The 20,873-nt window shown below is 72.8% G+C and carries 18 protein-coding genes and 1 pseudogene; 5 read left to right on the top strand and 14 right to left on the bottom strand.

All coding sequences use genetic code 11. The features are described 5' to 3' along the window. Nucleotides 1-14: 14 nt before the first annotated feature. A complete protein-coding gene (locus tag ACK8GG_RS02145) occupies nucleotides 15-581 on the bottom strand; it encodes a TetR/AcrR family transcriptional regulator (RefSeq protein ID WP_440349206.1) in 567 nt (188 codons plus the stop codon). A gap of 227 nt (nucleotides 582-808) precedes the next feature. On the opposite strand from ACK8GG_RS02145, the gene ACK8GG_RS02140 reads away from it, so the two are divergent. Beyond that, complete coding sequence (locus ACK8GG_RS02140; RefSeq protein WP_440355396.1) at nucleotides 809-2,122, top strand: D-arabinono-1,4-lactone oxidase; 1,314 nt, start codon at nucleotides 809-811, stop codon at nucleotides 2,120-2,122. 121 nt (nucleotides 2,123-2,243) lie between these two features. Here ACK8GG_RS02140 and topA read toward each other — a convergent pair whose 3' ends face one another. The 6 genes from topA to ACK8GG_RS02110 all read right to left on the bottom strand — a co-directional run bounded on the left by topA (nucleotide 2,244) and on the right by ACK8GG_RS02110 (nucleotide 10,220). After that, nucleotides 2,244-5,066 (bottom strand): type I DNA topoisomerase, encoded by a 2,823-nt coding sequence (gene topA, locus ACK8GG_RS02135; RefSeq protein ID WP_440355395.1) that lies wholly within the window; start codon nucleotides 5,064-5,066, stop codon nucleotides 2,244-2,246. 346 nt (nucleotides 5,067-5,412) lie between these two features. Continuing rightward, a complete protein-coding gene (locus tag ACK8GG_RS02130; protein WP_440355394.1) occupies nucleotides 5,413-6,093 on the bottom strand; it encodes a hypothetical protein in 681 nt (226 codons plus the stop codon). Beyond that, on the bottom strand, nucleotides 6,084-6,626 hold the full coding sequence (locus tag ACK8GG_RS02125; protein WP_440348528.1) for a hypothetical protein: 543 nt from the start codon (nucleotides 6,624-6,626) through the stop codon (nucleotides 6,084-6,086). The genes ACK8GG_RS02130 and ACK8GG_RS02125 overlap by 10 nt, the downstream gene beginning before the upstream one ends. Before the next feature lie 95 nt (nucleotides 6,627-6,721). After that, nucleotides 6,722-9,079, bottom strand: coding sequence for a sodium-translocating pyrophosphatase (locus ACK8GG_RS02120; RefSeq protein WP_440348529.1), 2,358 nt, complete (start codon nucleotides 9,077-9,079; stop codon nucleotides 6,722-6,724). Nucleotides 9,080-9,432: 353 nt separating this feature from the next. Then, complete coding sequence (locus ACK8GG_RS02115) at nucleotides 9,433-9,870, bottom strand: ATP-binding protein (protein ID WP_440348530.1); 438 nt, start codon at nucleotides 9,868-9,870, stop codon at nucleotides 9,433-9,435. After that, entirely contained in the window at nucleotides 9,867-10,220 is a 354-nt protein-coding gene (locus ACK8GG_RS02110) for an STAS domain-containing protein (RefSeq protein WP_440348531.1), read from the bottom strand. Before ACK8GG_RS02110 ends, ACK8GG_RS02115 begins: the two co-directional genes overlap by 4 nt. A 128-nt stretch (nucleotides 10,221-10,348) precedes the next feature. Here ACK8GG_RS02110 and ACK8GG_RS02105 point away from each other — a divergent pair, with 128 nt between their 5' ends. The 3 genes from ACK8GG_RS02105 (at nucleotide 10,349) to ACK8GG_RS02095 (ending at nucleotide 14,417) form a co-directional block, all read left to right on the top strand. Next, the gene (locus ACK8GG_RS02105; protein ID WP_440355393.1) at nucleotides 10,349-12,769 is read left to right on the top strand and encodes a DEAD/DEAH box helicase; all 2,421 of its coding nucleotides are present in this window, start codon (nucleotides 10,349-10,351) and stop codon (nucleotides 12,767-12,769) included. Between the two features lie 201 nt (nucleotides 12,770-12,970). Then, nucleotides 12,971-13,549: an LURP-one-related family protein gene (locus ACK8GG_RS02100; RefSeq protein WP_440348533.1), complete on the top strand. Its 579-nt coding sequence runs from the start codon at nucleotides 12,971-12,973 to the stop codon at nucleotides 13,547-13,549. 160 nt (nucleotides 13,550-13,709) lie between these two features. Next, nucleotides 13,710-14,417 (top strand): 4a-hydroxytetrahydrobiopterin dehydratase, encoded by a 708-nt coding sequence (locus ACK8GG_RS02095; protein ID WP_440355392.1) that lies wholly within the window; start codon nucleotides 13,710-13,712, stop codon nucleotides 14,415-14,417. 36 nt (nucleotides 14,418-14,453) lie between these two features. On the opposite strand, the gene ACK8GG_RS02090 is transcribed toward ACK8GG_RS02095, so the two are convergent. The 7 genes and pseudogenes from ACK8GG_RS02090 to ssd all read right to left on the bottom strand — a co-directional run bounded on the left by ACK8GG_RS02090 (nucleotide 14,454) and on the right by ssd (nucleotide 19,452). Further along, nucleotides 14,454-14,888, bottom strand: coding sequence for an Rv3654c family TadE-like protein (locus ACK8GG_RS02090; RefSeq protein WP_440355391.1), 435 nt, complete (start codon nucleotides 14,886-14,888; stop codon nucleotides 14,454-14,456). After that, nucleotides 14,885-15,286 carry a TadE family type IV pilus minor pilin gene (locus tag ACK8GG_RS02085; protein ID WP_440355390.1) on the bottom strand — a complete coding sequence of 134 codons (402 nt, stop codon included), beginning with the start codon at nucleotides 15,284-15,286 and terminating at the stop codon, nucleotides 14,885-14,887. Before ACK8GG_RS02085 ends, ACK8GG_RS02090 begins: the two co-directional genes overlap by 4 nt. Further along, complete coding sequence (locus ACK8GG_RS02080) at nucleotides 15,283-15,462, bottom strand: DUF4244 domain-containing protein (RefSeq protein ID WP_440348537.1); 180 nt, start codon at nucleotides 15,460-15,462, stop codon at nucleotides 15,283-15,285. The genes ACK8GG_RS02085 and ACK8GG_RS02080 overlap by 4 nt, the downstream gene beginning before the upstream one ends. A 75-nt stretch (nucleotides 15,463-15,537) precedes the next feature. Next, nucleotides 15,538-16,251, bottom strand: coding sequence for a type II secretion system F family protein (locus tag ACK8GG_RS02075; protein WP_440354301.1), 714 nt, complete (start codon nucleotides 16,249-16,251; stop codon nucleotides 15,538-15,540). Next, nucleotides 16,251-17,018 (bottom strand): type II secretion system F family protein, encoded by a 768-nt coding sequence (locus ACK8GG_RS02070; RefSeq protein WP_440355389.1) that lies wholly within the window; start codon nucleotides 17,016-17,018, stop codon nucleotides 16,251-16,253. Before ACK8GG_RS02070 ends, ACK8GG_RS02075 begins: the two co-directional genes overlap by 1 nt. Nucleotides 17,019-17,212: 194 nt before the next feature. Beyond that, nucleotides 17,213-18,406: pseudogene (locus tag ACK8GG_RS02065) on the bottom strand (TadA family conjugal transfer-associated ATPase); the annotation flags it as partial. Continuing rightward, entirely contained in the window at nucleotides 18,403-19,452 is a 1,050-nt protein-coding gene (ssd, locus tag ACK8GG_RS02060) for a septum site-determining protein Ssd (protein ID WP_440355676.1), read from the bottom strand. The gene ssd and the pseudogene ACK8GG_RS02065, both read right to left, overlap by 4 nt. Before the next feature lie 531 nt (nucleotides 19,453-19,983). Here ssd and ACK8GG_RS02055 point away from each other — a divergent pair. Continuing rightward, nucleotides 19,984-20,790, top strand: a complete 807-nt coding sequence (locus tag ACK8GG_RS02055; RefSeq protein WP_440355388.1) for an HAD family hydrolase — start codon at nucleotides 19,984-19,986, stop codon at nucleotides 20,788-20,790. Nucleotides 20,791-20,873 lie beyond the last annotated feature (83 nt).

The following is a 20,873-nucleotide window of genomic DNA, read 5'->3' as shown; positions in this document are numbered from 1 at the left end:
GCGGCGGCGCCGGGTCAGCCTGCGTTCGCCAGGATCCCGACCTGGCGGTGCAGGTACTCCCGGACCAGGGCCTTCGCCTCGGCCAGGACCCGGTCGTCGCCGGTGGGCTTGCGGTGGAAGGCGAGCCGGATGAGCGCGTCTGCGGCCTCGACGGCGATCTCGAGGGTGAACCGCAGCTGCGGCACGTCGGCGATGCCGAACCGGTCGACCAGGACCCGGGCGAGCTGGTCGGCGATGACGCCGTTGTTGTCCCGGTTCTCGTCGAGCAGGTACAGGTCCACCACGTCGCCGAAGTGCAGCGTACGAAAACCGGGGACCGTTCGGTGCATGGTGATGTACTCGTCGATCGCGGCGTCGACCCCGTCCCACCAGTTCGTCAGATCGTCACCGGCGAAGCGCTCGTTGAGCCGCTGGAGATACGCCTCCATCGTGCGCAGCGTCAACGCCTGGACAATTGCCCGCTTGTCCGGAAAGAACTGGTACACGGATCCGATCGCGACTTCGGCGCGCTCGGCGAGCAGTGTGGTGGTCAGCCCTTCGTACCCGACCTCGTCCACGAGTTCGGCGCAGGCGTCCAACATGCGCTGGACCCGTGCGACGCTTCTACCCTGGACCGGGACCCGGCGCAGTGGCCCGGTCGTGGCGGTTGATGTGGACATGCGGTCGCCACCCCCTTCGACGGATCAACATATCTGCACGTCGCGGGTTCGCGCCGTCACCGTTCTCAACGATTAACCACCGATTGTGGTATTTACCTGCAACAACGGATCCTGATATGAATACTGTTCAGATTCGAGGGAGAACGCGGATGGCCGGAATCACGACAACCGACAATGTCTGGCAGAACTGGGCCGGCAATCAGCGCGCCCGCTCGTCGGTGTCGCGTCCGATCAGCGTGCCGCAGGTCGTCGCCGCCGTCACCGAGGCCGCCGCCGCCGGCACCCGCGTCAAACCCGTCGGCAGTGGACACTCCTTCACCGGCATCGCCCGCACCGACCAGCTGCGGATGGAACTGAACGCGCTGGCCACCCCGAGCCGCGTCGACCGGGACGCCCGCCTGGTCACCGTGCCCGCGGGCATGACCCTGCGCGCGCTCAACGAACTGCTCGCCACCGCCGGGCTCGCCCTGCCCAACCTCGGCGACATCGACGCCCAGACCATCTCCGGCGCACTCGCCACCGGCACCCACGGCACCGGCGCCCGGTACGGCTGCCTCGCCACCTTCGTCGAGGCGATCACCCTGGTCACCGGCACCGGCGAGGTGATCACCTGCTCGGCCGACGAACACCCCGAGGTCTTCGCCGCCGCCCGGGTCGGGCTCGGTGCCGTCGGCGTCGTCGTCGCGGTGACCCTGCGCTGCGACGAGGCCTTCGTGCTGCGCGCCCACGAACGCCCCGCCGCGCTGCCCGAGGTGCTGGCCGGGCTCTCCGACCTGATCACCGGCAACGACCACTTCGAGTTCTACTGGTTCCCCTACACCGACCGGGCCCAGGTCAAGACCAACAACCGGGTACCGGTCAGCGACAAACCCCTGCACCGGCTGCGCGGCTGGCTCGACGACGACTTCCTCTCCAACACCGTCTTCGCCGGCGCCTGCCGCCTCGGCCGGCAGGTACCCGCGCTGGCGCCGTCGATCAGCCGGATCTCCGCCCGGGCGCTGACCGAGCGCAGCTACACCGCCCGCTCCGACCGGGTCTTCTGCACCGCACGCCGGGTGCGCTTCGTGGAAATGGAGTACGCCCTGCCCCGCGCCGCGCTCGGCGAGGCGCTGTCCGCGCTGCGGCGCATCATCGACGGGCTGCCGTTCAAGGTGCTCTTCCCCGTCGAGGTGCGCTTCGCCGCCGCCGACGACATCTGGCTCTCCCACGGCCACGGACGCGAATCGGCGTACGTGGCGATCCACCAGTACGCCGGGGCGCCGTACGAGCCGTACTTCCGGGCTTTCGAGAAGGTCGCCGCCGGACTCGAAGGACGGCCGCACTGGGGCAAACTGCACTACCGCGACGCGGCGTCGCTGAGCGCGGTCTACCCGCGCTTCGACGACTTCCTGCGGGTCCGCGACACCCTCGACCCGCAGCGGGTCTTCGCCAACGACTACACCGAGCAGGTACTCGGAGCCTGAGCCGGATCAGGGTTTCCGCGCCGGTCAGCGTCAGCGGCGGCCGGGTGGCGCGGTCCGGGTCCGGACAGACAGCGACGCCGCTGCCGGCGGAGGGCCGGTCAGCGGCGTCGGTGTTGGCTGATCACTCCGCGGCGGGGGTCGCCTTCGCGGCAGCGGCCTTCTTCGGGGCGGCCTTCTTCGCCGCCGCCTTGCGCGGTGGGGTGTCCGCATCGGAGTCGGCGGTGGCCGCGGTCTTCTTCGCCGTGGTCTTCTTCGCGGTCGTCTTCTTCGCCGTCGTCTTCTTCGCGGCGGTCTTCTTGGCGACCTTCTTCTTCGGGGCCGGCCCCTTCGCCCGCTTCTCGGCGAGCATCTCGGAGGCCTCCTCCAGCGTCAGCGCCTCCGGCGTCTGGCTGCGGCGCAGCGACGCGTTCGTCTCGCCGTCGGTGACGTACGGGCCGAAGCGGCCGTCCTTGATGACCAGCGGCTTCTCGGTCAGCGGGTCGACGCCCATCTCCCGCAGCGGCGGGGCCGCCGCCCGGCGCTGGCGGGTCTTCGGCGCGGCCAGCAGCGCCAGCGCCTCCTCCAGCGAGACGGTGAACATCTTCTCTTCCGACTCCAGGGAGCGGAAGTCGTCGCCACGCTTGACGTACGGGCCGTAGCGGCCGTTGTTGGCGAGGATCTCGTTGCCGTCGGGGTCCGTGCCGACCAGCCGGGGCAGGGTCAGCAGGCGCAGCGCCTCCTCGAAGGAGAGCGTCTCCGGCGACTGGGAACGCAGCAGCGACGACTTGCGCTCACCGCTTGCGACGTACGGGCCGTAGCGGCCGGACTTGAGCAGGATCGGCTCGCCCGTCGCCGGGTCCTCGCCGAGCTTGCGCTCGCCGCCACCGCCGAGGAAGAGCTCGTGCACCTTCTCCGGGGTCAGCTCGTCGGGGGCCAGCCCTTCGGGGATCGGCGCCCGGTCACCCGCCGGGCCCTCCTCGCCCTCGACGTGGTCGGCGCCGCGCTGAAGGTACGGGCCGTAACGGCCGACCCGGACCACCACCTCGCGGCCGTCGTCCTCGGTGAAGAGCGGGATCGAGTTGATGCTGCGCGCGTCGATGTCGCCGAGGTTCTCGGTGACCATTTTGCGCAGCCCACCCGAACGGGCGATGTCCTGGTCGCCGGCGCCGGTGGACGCGCCGAAGTAGAAGGCCGTCAGGAAGTCGATCGAGGCGTGGTCGCCGGAGGCGATCTCGTCCAGCTCGTTCTCCATCGAGGCGGTGAAGTTGTAGTCGATCAGCCGCGGGTAGTGCCGCTCCATCAGCCCCACCACGGCGAACGCCAGGAAGGAGGGGATCAGGGCCTGGCCGCGCTTGGTGACGTACCCGCGGTCCTGGATGGTCTGCATGATCGACGCGTAGGTGGAGGGGCGGCCGATGCCCAGCTCCTCCAGCGTCTTGACCAGCGAAGCCTCGGTGTAGCGGCTCGGCGGCTGGGTGCTGTGCTCCTGGGCGGTCAGCTCGTCGGCGGTCAGCGCCTGGTCGCGGACCAGGTTCGGCAGCCGCCGCTCGGCATCCTCGGCCTCGGCGTTCTCGTCGTCCGAGGACTCCACGTACGCCCGCAGGAAGCCCGGGTCGGTGATGGTCTTGCCGGTGGCGCCGAAGTCGGCCTCCTCCCCGGCGGTGGAGACGGCGCGGATGCGCACCGAGACGCTGGAACCGACCGCGTCGGTCATCTGCGAGGCGATGGTGCGCCGCCAGATCAGCTCGTAGAGGCGGAACTCCTCGCCGGAGAGCTCGTTCGCGACCTCACCCGGGGTGCGGAAGTTGTCGCCGGCGGGGCGGATCGCCTCGTGCGCCTCCTGCGCGTTCTTGACCTTGCCGGTGTAGCGGCGCGGCTCCGGTGGCACCGAACGCTCGCCGTAGAGCTCGGCGATCTGGCGGCGGGCCGCGGCGATGGCCGTCTCGGAGAGGTTCACCGAGTCGGTACGCATATAGGTGATGTAGCCGTTCTCGTAGAGCCGCTGCGCCACGCGCATCGTCTGCTGCGAGGAGAGGCGCAGCTTGCGGGCCGCCTCCTGCTGGAGCGTGGAGGTGATGAACGGCGCGTACGGCCGGCGCCGGTACGGCTTCTCCTCCACCCGGGTGACGGTGAAGGGCTGCCCGTCGAGGCGGGCGGCGAGCCCGCGGGCGCCGTCACCATCGAGGTGCACCACCGAGGCGCCGGGCTTGACGCGTCCGGTGTTGGGGTCGAAGTCCTTGCCGGTGGCGATCCGGTCGCCGCCGAGCGCGACCAGGGTGGCGTGGAAGCTGCGCGGCCCCTCGGCCTTGCCGGCGATGGCGAGGCTGGCCTGGATGTCCCAGTAGTCGGCGCTGCGGAACGCCATCCGCAGCCGTTCCCGCTCGACCACGACCCGGGTGGCGACCGACTGCACCCGGCCGGCGGAGAGCCCGGTGCGGACCTTCTTCCACAGCACCGGGGAGACCTCGTAGCCGTAGAGGCGGTCGAGGATGCGGCGGGCCTCCTGGGCGTCGACCAGGTCCCGGTCGATCTCGCGCGGGTTGGCGACCGCCGCCTGGATGGCCGGCTTGGTGATCTCGTGGAAGACCATCCGCCGGACCGGCACCTTGGGCTTGAGGGTCTCCAGCAGGTGCCAGGCGATCGCCTCGCCCTCGCGGTCCTCATCGGTGGCGAGGAAGACCTCGTCCACCTCCTTGGCCAGCTTGATCAGCTTGTTGATCTGCTGCTTGCGGTCCGGAGAGATGACGTAGAACGGCGTGAAGCCGTTGTCGACGTCGACGCCGAGCCGCGCCCACGGCTCCTTCTTGTACTTGGCGGGGACGTCGTCGGCCTTGCGGGGCAGGTCGCGCACATGCCCGAAGCTGGCCTCGACGACGTATCCCGGGCCGAGGTACCCCGAGATCGTCTTGGCCTTCGCCGGTGACTCGACGATGACCAGACGGGTGCTCTTGGTGTTGCTCGGCACGTCTCTCCCCGCTCGGTTCGGTGGTGGCCGGCGAGGCGGTCGGAGCGGTGGCACTGGGCCACGTCCGCCTCCCCCGGCGCTGCGATCTCCAACGTAACGCGCTGCCCGAACTCCGGGATTCCCGGGCAGTTGATCAGCCCGGCGTCACACGTTCGTCGGTAGCGCCGACGCCACACCCGGTGGTCATGCCGGCACGGCGTCACCGTACACCGCGAGCCACCGGGTACGCGGCGCACTGCGCGTATCGATGGATGCCAAAGGCTCGCGGCGGGCGCTTTTCGCCGTCCCGAGCCTGTCTCACCTGTCTCCGATCGGACACTTCTCAAACCGGCCGGGATCGACAACCTCAGTTTCCGGGCCAGATCCCTGCGGGCACGGCCGGCGGCGCCTCGCCGGTCAGCTCGGCGAGCCGCGCCAGCCGCCGCCGCCCGGAGATCCGGTACGCCGGCGCGGCGGGCGCGGTGAGCGGCGCGAACGCAACGGGCGGACCGGACTCGGCAGGCGGCTCGGTAGGCGCGGTGAGTGTGGCGGGCGCGGTGAGTGTGGCGGGCAGGCCGGCGGCGGCGAGCGCGGCGCCCACCAGCGGCCAGGAGTGCGGGGCGCCCGGGTCGAGGCCGAGCAGGTAGCCGCCCTCGTCGGGACGTCCGGCGGCGGCTAACCAGAGCCGCAGCCGGCGGCCGTCGAGGTGCAGCCGGGCCGGTGGTGTCTGCACACCGGCCCGCAGCCACGCGGCGGCGAGCGGCGTCAGGACACTGGTGTAGGCGGTGCGGACCGTGTACCCGGGCTCCCAGGCCGCCGGCAGCGCCCGCCGGGTCAGTTCGGCGACGAGCACGTGCACCCGCCAGGCGTCGGCGACCGGCACGCTGATCCGGGCGGTGCCGCCCATCCGGGTGATCCGGCCCGGCCCGGCGAGCAGCCCGGCGAGGTCACCGACGGCCGGGTCGGCCGCCTCGGCGCCGAAGAGCGAGAGCTGCCGCACCGGCGTGGCGGCCGGCCGCGGCGCGGGATCAGCCGCGCTCAGCGACACTCCGGGACCTCGTCGAAGGCCTCCTGGAGCTCCTCGGAGTTGAGTCCGCCGGTGTCCAGGCCGCTGGCGTCGTACTCGGCGTTGAGGACCTGGACCGCGGTGTCGACGCCCGCGTAGAAGGCCTCGTCGTCGCCGGTGTCCAGCTCGTCGATGGTGCGGCGGGCCTTGCCGTACGCGTCGCGCATGCCGGCGAGGGCCGCCACGAAGGCCGCGGAGATCTCCTCGCCCTGCTCCACGTCCGGAACGCCTGCGTCGGCGACCCGGCTGCGGGCGGTCTCACTGGCCTGCTCGGCGCCGGCGAAGAGGCGTACCAGGTTCTCCTGGGCCTGCGCGGGGGTGGTCTGGGCCCGCATCTGCTGCTCGGTGCTGCTGGTCAGGGTGGCGATGGTGGTCCGCCACGGGGTCAGCGCCTTGCAGACCGACGCCGCCCAGACCCGGGCGCTGGGGTCGGCGCCGCAGCCGGCCATCAGCAGGACCAGCGTGGCCAGGACCACCGTGAGTTTCCGGGCGGCGGCCCACTGGCGGGTACACATGCGAGCAGCGTACGGCCTGTGCGGGGAAGCGACATCCCGCCGTCGCGGGCTCCCCCGGCCGGCACGTCGCGTGCCGGCCGGGGTGAGCACGCGGATCAGACGACCAGCGACTGCGCGCTGCCCTCCCGGCTGCCCGGTCCGGCGTCCGGATCGTTGTCCTGGGCGAGCGTCTCGGAGCGGCGCTTGCTGAAGATCACCGCACCGGCGATCACCGCTACCGCACCGAGCGCGATCGCCACCCGCATCGCGGTGTTGCTGTCCGTGCCGATGTAGGCGGCGACCACGGCCGGGGCGATCAGCAGCGACACCAGGTTCATCACCTTGATCAGCGGGTTGATGGCCGGGCCGGCGGTGTCCTTGAACGGGTCGCCGACGGTGTCGCCGATGACCGTGGCCGCGTGCGCCTCGGAGCCCTTGCCGCCGTGGGCGCCGTCCTCGACGAGCTTCTTGGCGTTGTCCCACGCGCCGCCGGAGTTGGCGAGGAAGACCGCCATCAGGGTGCCGGTGCCGATCGCCCCCGCCAGGTACGCCGCGAGCGCGCCCGGGCCGAGACCGAAGCCGACCGCGATGGGCGCCAGGACGGCGAGCAGACCGGGTGTGATCAGTTCCCGCTGGGCGTCGCGGGTGCAGATGTCCACGACCTTGCCGTACTCCGGGCGCTGGCTGTAATCCATGATCCCGGGGAACTCCCGGAACTGCCGCCGCACCTCCATTACCACCGCGCCGGCCGACCGGGAGACGGCGTTGATCGCCAGGCCGGAGAAGAAGAAGACGACCGCCGCACCGATGATCAGGCCGACCAGGTTGCGCGGGTCGGCGACGTTGAGCGCGTTGAGGATCTCGTTGCCGACGTCACCGACGCCCGCGTTGGCGTACGCGGTGCGCAGCGTGTCGGTGTACGAGCCGAAGAGCGCGGTCGCGGCGAGCACCGCCGTGGCGATCGCGATGCCCTTGGTGATCGCCTTGGTGGTGTTGCCGACGGCGTCGAGCTCGGTCAGGATGCGCGCGCCGTTCTCGTCGATGTCACCGGACATCTCGGCGATGCCCTGGGCGTTGTCGGAGATCGGCCCGAAGGTGTCCATCGCCACGATCACGCCGACGGTGGTGAGCAGGCCGACACCGGCCAGCGCCACCGCGAAGAGCGAAAGGGTGATCGATCCGCCGCCGAGCAGGAAGGCGCCGAAGACGCCGGCGGCGATCAGCAGCGCCGAGTAGACGGCCGATTCCAGGCCGACGCTGATGCCGGCCAGGACCACGGTCGCGGCCCCGGTCTCGGAGCTCTTGCCGATCAGCTGCACGGGGCGGCGCTGGGTCTCGGTGAAGTACCCGGTCAGCGCCTGGATGGCGCCGGCCAGCACGATGCCGATGACCACCGCGCCGATGGCGACCAGCCGCGGGTCGGCGTCGACTCCGGTCAGTCCATCGGTGAAGCCGGCGAAGTCGCCCGGCAGGTACGCCCAGCTGGCGATCGCCACCAGCACCGCCGAGAGCACGGCGGAGGTGTAGAAGGCGCGGTTGATGGCGGTCAGGCCGTTGCGGTCACTGGCCCGCAGCCGGGTGATGAAGACGCCGACGATCGCCACGATCACGCCGATGCCGGAGACGATGAGCGGGAAGACCAGCCCGTCCTCGCCGAACGCGGCCCGGCCCAGGATCAGCGCGGCGACCAGGGTCACGGCGTACGACTCGAAGAGGTCGGCGGCCATGCCGGCGCAGTCGCCGACGTTGTCGCCGACGTTGTCGGCGATGGTCGCGGCGTTGCGGGGGTCGTCCTCGGGGATGCCCTTCTCGACCTTGCCGACCAGGTCGGCGCCGACGTCGGCGGCCTTGGTGAAGATCCCGCCGCCGACCCGCATGAACATCGCCAGCAGGGCCGCGCCGAAGCCGAAGCCCTCCAGGACGGTGGGGGCGTCGCCGCGGAAGAGGATGACGACCAGCGCCGCGCCGAACAGGCCCAGGCCGACGGTGAGGAACCCGACCACGCCGCCGGTCCGGAAGGCGATCTTCATGGCGGTCTCCCGGCCGCCCTCCCGCTCGCGCGCCGCGGCGGCGACGCGAACGTTCGCCCGGGTGGCCAGGGCCATGCCGGCGCCACCGATGAAGGCGCTGAACCCGGCGCCGACGATGAAGAAGATCGACCGGCCGAGTTTGACCAGTGTCTCGTTGCTGTCGGTCTCGTGGACCGGCAGCAGGAAGAGCACGATCACGGCGATCACCACGAAGATCCCGAGGGTCCGGAACTGGCGCATCAGATAGGCCGAGGCGCCTTCCTGGACCGCACCGGAGATCTCCTGCATCTTCTTGGTGCCCTTACCGGCCGCCAGTACCGTCCTGGTCAAGGCGGCTGCGAAGCCGAGCGCCACCAACGCGATGACCGCGGCGATGATGACGTACGACAGGTTCGCTCCGGTAAGGGACAGTGCACCGCCGTCAGCGGCGAGAGTCCCGGGCATTCCATGTCCTCCTGTACCGAGGTTCGCGCCGGCCGGTCACGGGGACCGGCCGGCTGAGCAAGGCGGATCGCGAGCGTCACCCCGGGCCGTGATCTTTTTACAAAGATGATCACGGTCCGAAACTCGCTGATAACCCCGGGTACTTTAGCGGCAGAACGTGGCGGAGGTCACACTGTCGGGAAGGCGCGCCTCAATGATCCTCGTCGCTGCGTCAACGCGAAGATTGTGATATAGAGCAGAGTCGATCATGGGCCGGGACCTGCAAAGACAAGGCACGCCACCGGTCCGCTGCGGACCGGCAGGGCCACTTCGGCAGCGGACGGGCGGCGTCAACGGCGGGCCGGCCGGTCGGTTCAGCGGCGGACCGGCCAGTCCATCCGGACCTCGGTGCCGATCCCCTCGTCCACCGGGCGGACCTGAAGGTTCTCGACGAAACCGGCGAGCAGCGCGAAACCCACGCCGGTGGTGAGCGCCTCGTCGGTGAGCGCCTCATCGGCCAGCTCGTCCGGCGGCAACGTCGTCAGGCCCAGGCCGGCCTCGATCGGCGCCCGGTCGATCACCCGCACCGCGTAGCCGGGCGCGTCGGTCATCTCCACCTCGACCAGGTCGCTGAGGCCGTACTGGCGGTGCAGGGTGACAGCACGGGTGCAGGCCTCACCGATGGCCAGGCGCACCTCGTCGAGCAGATCCTCGGCCACCCCGGCCCGGCGGGCCACCGCCACGCCGACCAGACGGGCGGTACGCACGTGCACCGGAGCCGGCGAGAAGGCAAGCCGAACCGTGGGCATCATGCTCCCGAGCCGGAGTCGGCGGCGATCGCCTCGTCGACGCTTCGGTACAGCGGGAAGACCTGGTCCAGCGCGGTGATCCGGAAGATCTTGAGCAGGGGCTCCTTGTCACAGACCAGCGCGAAGGTGCCGCTGACCGCACGGAGCCGCTTGAGCGCCCCCACCAGCACACCCAGACCCGTGGAGTCGAGGAAGTCGACCCCACCGAGGTCGACGATCACCTTGCGGGCCCCCGCGTCGATCAGCTCGATCAGCCGTTCCCGCAGGCGGGGCGCGGTGTAGACGTCCACCTCGCCACCGACAGCAAGCACCGTATGGTCCTCGGCCGTGCGGGTCGCCAGCGACAGCTCCATCAGTTCTCCTCACCAGCCCGGAAACGCTTCTGGGCATCTAACCACCTACCCGAACACCGTGCCGGGTTCGGCTGCGACCCTCCTCATACCCCAGGTCGACTGTCAGATAGCCCAGGGAAAGTGCAAGAGTGCAGTACGTGAGCTCCTCCGTCACCGTATCGAGCGGCCCCGGCGCTGATCCGCCGGAGGTCGCCGGCAGCGGTGACCGGCTGCTGGCGATGATGCGCCGGCGCAGCTCCGAAGACCCCATCACCCACATCGAACGGGTGCCGGCCCGCGCCGGGATCACCACCGACTGGCCGGGCTGGGTGCCCGCCGAGCTGCGCGCCGCCCTGGGCCGGCGCGGCGTCGAGGCCCCGTGGAAGCACCAGGCCGAAGCGGCCGAGCTGGCCTTCTCCGGACGGCACGTGGTGATCGCCACCGGCACCGCCTCCGGCAAGTCGATGGCCTACCTGCTGCCGGCCCTGGCCACCCTGCTGGCCGACCCGCGCGCCACCGTGCTCTACCTCGCACCGACCAAGGCGCTCGCCGCCGACCAGGCGCGGGCGCTCGCCGAGCTGGAGCTGGAGGGCATCCGCCCCGCCTGCTACGACGGGGACACCCCCCGCGCCGAACGGGACTGGATCCGGCGCCACTCCCGGTTCGTGCTCACCAACCCGGACATGCTGCACCACGGCATCCTGCCCGGCAACGCGCAGTGGACCGCCTTCCTGCGCCGGCTCTCCTTCGTCATCGTCGACGAGTGCCACACGTACCGGGGGGTATTCGGCTCGCACGTGGCGCACGTGCTGCGGCGGCTGCGCCGCCAGTGCGAGCGGTACGCCCGCCCGGCCCGCGTGCCCAGCCAGCCGTCCGGCCCGCACCGCCGGACCGGACCGGTCTTCGTGCTCGCCTCGGCGACCTCCGGCGATCCGGCCGCGACCGCCGAACGCCTCACCGGTCATCCGGTGGCAGCCGTCACCGAGGACACCTCCCCGCGCGGCGGGGTGACCTTCGCGCTCTGGGAACCGCCGCTGCTGCCGCCCGACACCGACAATCCCGCCGACCTCACGCCGACCCGCCGCTCCGCCCTGCGCGAGACCGCCGACCTGCTCGCCGACTCGATCACCGCCGGGGTACGCACCCTGGCGTTCGTCCGGTCCCGCCGCGGCGCCGAGGTGGTCGCCACCAGCGCCCGCCGGTCACTGGACGAGGCGGTGCCGGGGCTGGGGCGGCGGGTCGCGGCGTACCGGGGCGGCTACCTGCCCGAGGAGCGACGGGCGCTGGAACGGGCGCTGCTCGACGGGGAGCTGCTCGGGCTGGCCTCGACCAACGCGCTGGAGCTCGGCGTAGACCTGGTCGGGCTGGACGCGGTGCTGATCTGCGGCTATCCCGGCACCCGGGCCTCGCTCTGGCAGCAGGCCGGCCGGGCGGGCCGTTCGGGGCAGGAGGCGCTGGCGGTGCTGGTGGCCCGCGACGACCCGCTCGACACCTATCTGGTGCACCACCCGGAGGCGCTCTTCGGCCGGCCGGTCGAGGCGACGGTCCTGGACCCGGGCAACCCGTACGTCCTGGGGCCGCAGCTGGCCTGCGCGGCGGCCGAGGCGCCGCTGACCCCCGCCGACCTGGAGCTCTTCGGGCCGGGCGCCCGGGCGGCGGTCGACGAACTGGTCGCCGCCGGCGCCCTGCGCGCACGCCCCACCGGCTGGTACTGGCGTGATCCGCGCCGCCCGGAGGTGGATCTGCGCGGCCAGGACGGCGCCCCGGTCTGCGTCGTCGAGGCGGCCACCGGGCGGCTGCTCGGCACGGTCGACGGCGGCTCCGCGCACTTCCTGGTGCATCCCGGCGCGGTCCACCTGCACCAGGGCGTCTCGTACGTGGTGGACTCCCTGGACCTGGCCGACGGCTGCGCGCTGGTGCACCCGGCCGAACCGGACTGGTCGACCCACGCCCGCGACGTCACCTCTCTGACGGTGCTCTCGGTGCGCTCCTACACCGACGCCGGGCCGGTCGGCATGTTCCTCGGCGAGGTGGACGTCACCAGCCAGGTGGTCTCCTACCAGCGGCGGCGCATCGCCACCGGCGAGGTGATCGACACCCGGCCACTGGACCTGCCGGCCCGCGAGCTGCGCACGATGGCGGTCTGGTTCACCGTCTCACCGCAGGCGCTGGCGGCGGCCGGGGTGGAGCCGGCCGAGGTGCCGGGGGCGCTGCACGCCGCCGAGCACGCGGCGATCGGCCTGCTGCCGCTGGTCGCGACCTGTGACCGCTGGGACATCGGCGGGCTCTCCACCGCCGTGCACCCCGACACCGGTGCGCCGACGGTCTTCGTCTACGACGGACACCCTGGCGGTGCGGGTTTCGCCGAGCGGGCGTACGCGGTGGCGGCGCAGTGGCTGCGGGCCACCCGGGAGGCGATTTCGGCCTGCGGCTGCGAAGCGGGCTGTCCGTCCTGTGTGCAGTCGCCCAAGTGCGGCAACGGCAACAATCCACTGGCCAAGAACGATGCCGTACGCGTGCTCGACGTGGTGCTGGCGAATCTGCCCCCGGAGCCGTCCCCGCAGTCCTGAGCCGCGCTGCCTGCGGTGCCGTCCTGGTCAGGGTGGGTGAGCCGGATCGGCCGGGTTCGTTTGTGGACGGTGCCGAGCGGGTGAGCCCGGCGGGTGAGCGCGGTGTGGGCCGCGTTTGTGCGGTCTGCCGGTATCGCATCGGTGTGCCACACTCCGCCGTGCGGCCGGAGTTGGTCGCGTCGGCTCGACAGGGGAAGTCAGATGGACCTTCAGTTCTTGCAGGCACAGCGGCAGTTGCTCATCCGTCAGCGGCTCCGCCTGATGGTCAACCAGTACCAGGTGCACGCGGCCGCGCCGGACGGCTCGGAAGGGCCGATGCTCGCGTTCGCGCAGCAGAAGCGGATGGCTTTCAAGGAGCAGGTGACGCTCTACACCGATGACACCAAGCAGGTGCCGGTGCTGGGCTTCAAGGCCCGGCAGGTCATGGACCTGGGCGCGACGTACGACGTGACCGACGCCAACGGTGCGCCGATCGGCCTGTTCCGCAAGGATTTCAAGGCGTCGCTGCTGCGTTCGACGTGGATCGTCGAGCAGCCCGGCGTGGGGCCGATGACGGGCCAGGAGCGCAGCTTCCCGATCGCGCTGCTGCGCCGTTTCGTCAACTCGCTCTCCTGGCTGCCGTACCACTTCGATTTCGTGCTGGACGGCCAGGTCGCCTTCTCGGTGGAGAAGAAGTGGGGCCTGCGCGACCGCTACGTCGTCAACATCAACCACCCCGGTCTGGACCGGCGCGTGGTGATGGCGATGGCCGTCGGCCTGGACGCGCTGCAGAGCCGCTGACGCGATAGGTCCGGGGGCGGGCAGGGCAGCCTGCCCCTCCCGGACCTGCCCGCCATCGCGGCGTAGACGCCTGAATCGCCAACTACTTCCGCTTCCCCAGCGTGGGGAGCCGCCGCCTTACGCTGGCGCTGCGGGCCGAATCGGCCATAGAGTCCTGTCCATGGACATGCTGAAGGGCGAACAGATCGCCGAGGCCAACCTGGCTGATTGGCGCAAGCTGGCCCAGGGACTGCATGCCCGCTACCTGGTCGACGACTTCGGCACCGGCGCACGATTCGTCGCCGCGGTGGGCGAGGCCGGCGACGCGGTCGGACACCACCCGCGCGTGTCGATCGGCAACGGATACGTCGACTTCAAGTTGATCAGCGACGACGCTGTCTTCCGCGACGACGAGGGCACCGAGCATGTCGTCGCATGGGTGACCCAGCAGGACGTCGACCTCGCTCGCCGGATCACCGAGGTCGCCGCCGACCACAAGGTCGCAGCCGACCCGGCCTCGGTCAGCGACATCGAGCTCGGCCTCGACACGGCGCGCTCCGCGACCATCGCACCAGTGTGGGCCGCCCTTTTGACCGGGAGCGCCGAGTCCCAGGGACGCGGGTCTCCCGGCGACGAGATCAGGGACGCCACGGGACGGGTACCGAACCTCTGGTTCGGGGACGCCGACGAGCACGAGACCCCGCGTCAGCGGTTCCACATCGAGGTCTATGTGGCGCCCGAGGTGGCCGAGCAACGGATCGCCGCCGCCCTCGCCGCGGGCGGGACCGTCGTCGATGACAGCAACGCGCCCTCGCTCACCGTGATCGCTGACCAGGACGGCAACAAGGGCATCGTCTGCGTCGACGTGTCCGCTGCCAAGAAGGGTTGAAGCGCCAAATTTCACCCTCGACCAGGAGGATCCGACTCAGCCTTGTATCGGTCCGGCTCGGGCTGAGGCTTTGGCGCTGCGTTCCCAGCCGGGCAGGCCGGTCGCCGCGACCTCAACGGTGATCTGGAGTGTGAAGCCCTCCAGCACACATCCGGTGATCTGCCCGTCGTTGCGGGCGGCAAGCTCGGCCGCGCGGGCGCAGGCGGCCTCAGCGCCCTCGACAGCCCTGGCGGCCCCCGCCAGGGCGCCGAGGTCGGCTGCGATCTGTGCGCGTTGACTCGCCACCTGCGCCGCGCCGACCGCCGCCCCCGCGCCGGAGGCGGCGAAGAGTGCCAGCCCGAGGGCCAGCAGCCACAGCGATGCGCTGCCCCGGTCCGTGCCCGACCTCGTCCGCAGTCGCCGCCGCCGTGACCTCCCGGTCGTTGATACGCCCTGATCACTGCCTTGACCTGATCCCCGTGATGCCGTCATGGCGATGCCCCTGGTTCGCCCGGTTCGACCGCGGCGGTGGCATCGGCCTCGACGGTCAGGGCAGGCAGGCGGGCGCCGAGGACCCGGACGGGGGCACGCACGGTCGCGTGCGCGTATTCGCCGTCTAGGTTGACGGTGATCGCTGCACCGGCGGGCGCGTTGCGCCGGCCTGCCGAGGTGCCGTCCGCGCCTCGGGCGGTGGCGAGTGCGGCGTCGCGGGCGGCGTCCTGGCACTGGGCTTTGGTGGTGACCGCGCCGACGGCGGTGAGCCCGGCGAGCAGGAGCAGCATCAGCGCCGGCAGGCCGGCCGCGAGTTCGGCGGTGAAGGAGCCGCGGTCACCGGTGGTGGCCGCGATACCCGATCGCCGGTCGTGGCCGGCCCGCCGGCGCCGCCTCACGAGAGCGCCCGGTCGATCACCGAGGTCAGTGCCTTCTGGACACTGCCGGAGGTCAGCACCTTGAGCAGGATGCCGGCGAACGCGACGGCGGCCAGGGTGCCGACGGCGTACTCGGCGGTGTTCATGCCGGCGTCTCCACGGAGCCGGGCGCGCAGGTGTGCGAGGAGTTTGCGCATGACCTCTTCCTTTCTGCGGTGCCGCCAGGCGGTCCCGGCGGCGGACGGGTTCGGAGCGGCTCGGAGCGGGTCGGCTCAGAGCACGTCGCCGAGGACGGCGACGACCACCGGCACGAGGCCGGCGAGAATGAAGGCGGGCAGGAAGCAGAGCCCGAGCGGCAGCACGATGAGCACGCCCGCGCGCCGGGCCGAGGCTTCGGCGGCGAGCGCGCGGTCGGCCCGCAGGTCGTCGGCGAGCCGGGTCAGCCCGCCGGCGAGGGCCGCACCGCTGGCCGAGGAGCGGACCGCGGCGACGATCAGCCGCTGCGCCCCCTCGACCGGCGCCAGGTGCGCCCAGGCCTCGGGTGGGTCGCCACCGAGGCGCAGCGTGCGGCCGACCCGGGTGAGCCGCTCGGCCAGCGGGCCGCCGAGCGCCTCGGCGACGGCCTCCACGGCCCGGTCCACGGGGGTGCCGCCGCGCAGCGCTGCGGCGAGCAGGTCCGCGGCGAGCGGAAGGTCGGCGCTCTCGCGTTGCCGCCGCCGGCGTACCGCCGGTGGTTCGAGCCGGCGCAGGGCCCGGTCGGCGGTGACGGCGACGGCGAGACCGGCCAGCGGCGCGGCCCAGCCGCCGACGGTGATCGCCGCCGCCAGCCCGGCGAGGACCGCCGCGCCCCGGATCGGATCGCGTCGCAGGCGCGACTGTGGTGGTGGGCCGCTTCGGCGCAGCCGGGCCAGGCGACGGGGGCGGGGCCGGAGTCCGGCCACCAGTGCGGCGGCGAGCAGGCAACCGGCGGCCAGCAGCGAGGCCATCACCCGGCCCAGGCCCGCGCGCTACTGAGCCGGGCGGTCCAGGCCAGCCCGGCGAGTTGCAGCAGGACCGCTCCGAGGGCGCAGGCAGCCCCGAGCGGGGTGTGCAGCAGGACGTGCAGCGGGTCGGCACCGATGGTGTAGCCGAGGGCGATCCCACCGACGGGCAGCACAGCGAGCAGCCCGGCGGTGGCGCGGGCTCCGGCAGCCTGGGCCGCTGCCGCCGCCGCGCCCCGGTCGGCCGCGCGGGCGTCGGCCTCGATCCGCTCGACCAGCTCGGCCAGGGGCGCGCCGGTGCGCTCGGCGAGCCGGACCGCCGACCGGGTCAACCCGGCGAGGCGATCGGCGGGCGGCGACCCGGATTCCGCGAACGGCCCGGTGCCGGGCAGGCCGGCGCGCAGGTCCGCGGCGAGGGCACAGAGATCGTCGAGCTGCCGACGGCGGCGTTCGCGCTCCTCCCCTGCGGCCCGGCGGCTGAGCAGCGCCCGGGTGGCCAGCGCACCATAGGCCGCCGCGGCGACCGCGGCCACCAACCCGGAGAGCAGGAGACCGACCAGCGCGGCAACCAGGCCGGCGAGCGCGGCGCTGCGACGCGGCTGTCGCAGCAGCCGCTCCCGTAGGTGCGCGGCGACCGCCCGCAGGTCGATCGTGGGCGCGGTACGGCCGGTGCGCATCAGCAGGCGGCGGCGGGTGCCCGGTAGCCGGCGCGGCCAGCCGACGGCCAGCGCCGCGAGCGCCAGGCAGGCCGCCGCGCTCCAGCCGCCGGTCACCGGCGCTCCCTCGCGGCCCGGGAGTGCCGTGGCCCCGGCGCGGCGAACCGGTCGGGCAGCGGCTCCCGCGCGGGCTCGGCCTGGTGGCCGGGAGCCGGCTGCCGTACGGACTCGGTGTGATGGCCGGGCGCCGGCTCTCGTGTGGGCTCGGTGTGGTGGCCGGCCGGCGGCGGTACCGGCGGGGGTGCGGTGTCGCCGTGCAGGACGTCGGGCACCGGCACGTCGCGCTGGTCGAGCAGCCGGATCAGGGCACCCGCGGCCGGTCCGGCGCCGCGCTCGCGGGTCCAGGCGGGAACGACGGTTACCAGCCGTTCGGTGCCCTGCGGCAGCAGCAGGCAGACCGATTCGAGTCGTCGTCCGGCGGGAGAGCGCCGGACCTGGAGGACGACCTGCAACGCGGCGGTGATCTGGGCGTGCAGCGCCGGGCGGGGCAGGCCACCGAGGAGACCGAGCGCCTCCAGCCGGGCCGGCACGTCGGCCGGGGTGTTGGCGTGCAGGGTGCCCGCGCCGCCCTCGTGACCGGTGTTCAGGGCGGCGAGCAGATCCACCACCTCTGCGCCGCGGCACTCCCCGACGACGAGCCGGTCGGGACGCATCCGCAGCGCCTGCCGGACCAGGTCGCTGAGCCCGATCGTGCCGGCCTGCTCCACGTTGGAGGTCCGGGCCTGCAGACCCAGCACGTGCGGGTGGGCCGGGCGCAGCTCGGCGGCGTCCTCGACCAGGATGATCCGCTCGGTACGCGGGACCAGGCCGAGCAGCGTGTTGAGCAGGGTCGTCTTGCCCGAGCCGGTGCCGCCGGTGACCAGGTAGGCCAGCCGGGCCGCCACCACCGCCGACAGCAGCGGCGCCACCGATGGCGCCACCATGCCGGAGCCGACCAGCTCCGCCAGCGTGAAGGGACGTTGACGGAAGGTCCGCAGGGAGAGGTAGGGACCGGCGGTCGCCACCGGCGGCAGCACCGCGTGCAGCCGGGTGCCGTCGGGCAGCTGCGCGTCGACGTACGGGCAGCCGTCGTCGAGCCGGCGGCCGCTGGCGGCGGCGAGGCGCTGGGCGAGACGGCGTACGTCGTCGGGGCCGCCGAGGTCGAGTGCGACCTGACGCAGCCCGTCCCCTCGGTCGACCCAGACCCGTGCGCCGTTGACCAGCACGTCGCTGACAGAGGGATCGGTCAGCAGCGGCGCCAGCGGGCCCACCCCGAGCAGGTCGTCGCGGACCCGGTCGGCGGTGCGCAGCAGCGCGGTGTCGCCGAGTACCGCGGTGGCCGGGTCGGCGCGTACCGCGGAGACGACGGCCGCGGCGGTGACCGGAGCGCCTTCGGCGGCGAACCGTTCGCGGACCCGGACGGCAAGCTCATGTCTGCCGCGTGCCGGCACGCCGCGCCCGGTCACGCGGCACCGGCCAGGACGGCGTCGCGGGTCTCGGAGATCAGCCGGCGGCAGAGCGTGGCGAGTGGTCCGCGGCCGTCGGCGGTGGGGGCTTCGCCGCGTTCAAGCGCCCGGCACAGGCCCGGTTCGGGGCGCAGCGTCCCGGCCAGCGGCAGGTCGAGCGCCTTCGCCACCTCGGCGGCTTTGAGGCCGCCGGGCGCCGGGCCGCGCACGACCAGCGACAGCCGGGGGCAGTGCGGGGTGACGGTGGCGGCGACCCGGGCCGCCGCGGCGACGGCCCGCAGCTCGGCGGGGACCACCAGGTAGGTCTGGTCGGCGGCCTGCAGGGCGATCTGGGCGGCGTCGTCGAGCTGCCGCGGCAGGTCCACCACCACCAGGTCCCGGCCTCGGCGGCCGGCCTCCAGGGTGGCGGCCATCGCCTCGGCCGGCAGCCCGAGCGGGTCGCCCCGATCCCACGAGAGCATCACCAGGTCGCCGTGTCCCGGCAGGGCCGCCACCAGCGACGAGGTGTCGATCCGCCCGTTCGCGCCGGTGAGGGCGGGCCAGCGCAGCCCGTCGAGCTGCTCCCAGCCGAGGACCAGGTCGAGACCGCCGCCGAGGGGATCGCCGTCGACGAGCAGGGTGCGCAGCCGCGAGCGGGTGGCGGTGATCGCGAGGCCGCCGGCGAGCACGCTGGCGCCGGCCCCGCCCCGGCCGCCGAGCACCGCCACGACGCTGCCGGGCCGGGGGTCCTCGACGAGGGTCTCGGCGAAGCGGTCGATCAACCACGGTTCGGCGGTGGGCAGGACCGCGACGTGTTCGGCGCCGATCAGCGCCGCGACATCCCAGCCGGGGTCGGCGGTGCCGGCGAGCCCGACCAGGACGACCCGTGACCGGCGGGGCAGTCGCGCCCGCAGGCACGCCTGGCCCTGGTCGGTGCCGACGATCACCAGTGGGGCGGCTTTCCAGCGGGGCCGGGCGGCGGCCGGGTCGGCGGCGACCTCGACCTGGCTGCCGCCGGCGGCAGCCAGGCGCAGCAGCTCGTCGAGGAGCTCGCCGTCACCGGTCAGCACCAGCGGCAGCGGCGGATCCGGCGCGACTGAGGTACGGGGCGGCATCGCGGCCTCCAAGGGGATCGGCACCTGTGACCGCCTGACCGTGCCGCCGGTAAGCCGTTCGGGGACGGGGCGATCTGCTCCGCTGTGGACGGGACGGCGGGCTGTGGACAGCGCCCGTACGCGGGATTCGATCTGTTATGGCCGGGCGATGCGGCCGGCAACGACAGCGACCCCCGTCACGGGGACGGGGGTCGCCGGGGTTCGGCTCCGGGGGGGGTGAACCGAACCGCACCCGGCAGCCACGAGGGGGTCGGGCGGCTGCCGAGACCGAGGCGTCACGGCAGTGCCGTGTCGTACGCACAGCATGCCGCAGCTGTCGGCGGCAGTCGAGAGGCAGAACTTCACCAGCTGCGAAAGATCCGCAGCGGAGAGTAACCGCACTGGGACGCGCCGGCCCTCATCTAGCTGCCCAAATGCCGCGAAAGGCACGTCACGGGGCAGGCTGCGCGCCGACCGGGCATCGGCCGACTACACTTCCCGACCGTGGGCCGAAGCGCCGCTTTTTTCGATCTGGACAAGACCGTCATCGCCAAGTCGAGCGCCTTGGCGTTCGGTCGGCCGTTCTACCGTGATGGCCTGATCACCCGCCGGGACGTGGTCAAGTCCGCGTACGCGCAGCTGATGTTCCGGCTGGGCGGCACGGACGAACAGACCATGACCAAGACGCGGGACTACCTCGCCGCGCTCTGCAAGGGCTGGCCGGTGGAGCAGGTCCGGCAGATCGTCGCCGAGACACTGCACGAGCTGATCAACCCGTACGTCTACGCCGAGGCGGCCGCCCTCATCGAGGAGCACCGCGCCGCCGGCCGCGACGTCGTGCTCGTCTCCGCCTCCGGCGAGGAGATGGTCCGCCCCATCGGCGAACTGCTCGGCGTCTCCGGCGTCATCGCCACCCGGATGGCCGTGGACGACCAGGGCCGCTACAGCGGGGAGATCGAGTTCTACGCCGCCGGAGCGGCGAAGGTCGAGGGTGTCGCCGAGCTCGCCACCGCGCGCGGCTACGACCTGGCCGACTCGTACGCCTACTCCGACTCGATCACCGACCGGCCGCTGCTGGAGTGCGTCGGCCACCCGACGGCGGTCAACCCGGACCGCGGGCTGCGCAAGCTCGCCACCGAGAACGGCTGGCCGGTGCTGGAGTTCCGCCACCCCATTCCGCTCGGCCGCCGGCTGCGCGACCGGCCCGCAGTTCCGGTGGCCGCCGCCGCCCTCGGTGTCGGCGTCGGCGTCGTCGTCGGGATCGCCTGGTACGGCCGCCGTCAGCGCGCCCGCGCCGCCGCGACCGCCTGACCGGCCCGCGCCGCCGCGACCGCCTGACCGGCCCGCGCCGCCGCGACCGCCTGACCGGCCCGCGCCGCCGCGACCGCCTGACC

This window comes from Melissospora conviva (assembly GCF_049523535.1).
Taxonomy (GTDB): Bacteria; Actinomycetota; Actinomycetes; order Mycobacteriales; family Micromonosporaceae; genus Melissospora; species Melissospora conviva.
Note: the sequence above shows the minus strand (reverse complement) of the source record. Positions and strands in the feature narration are given on the sequence as shown.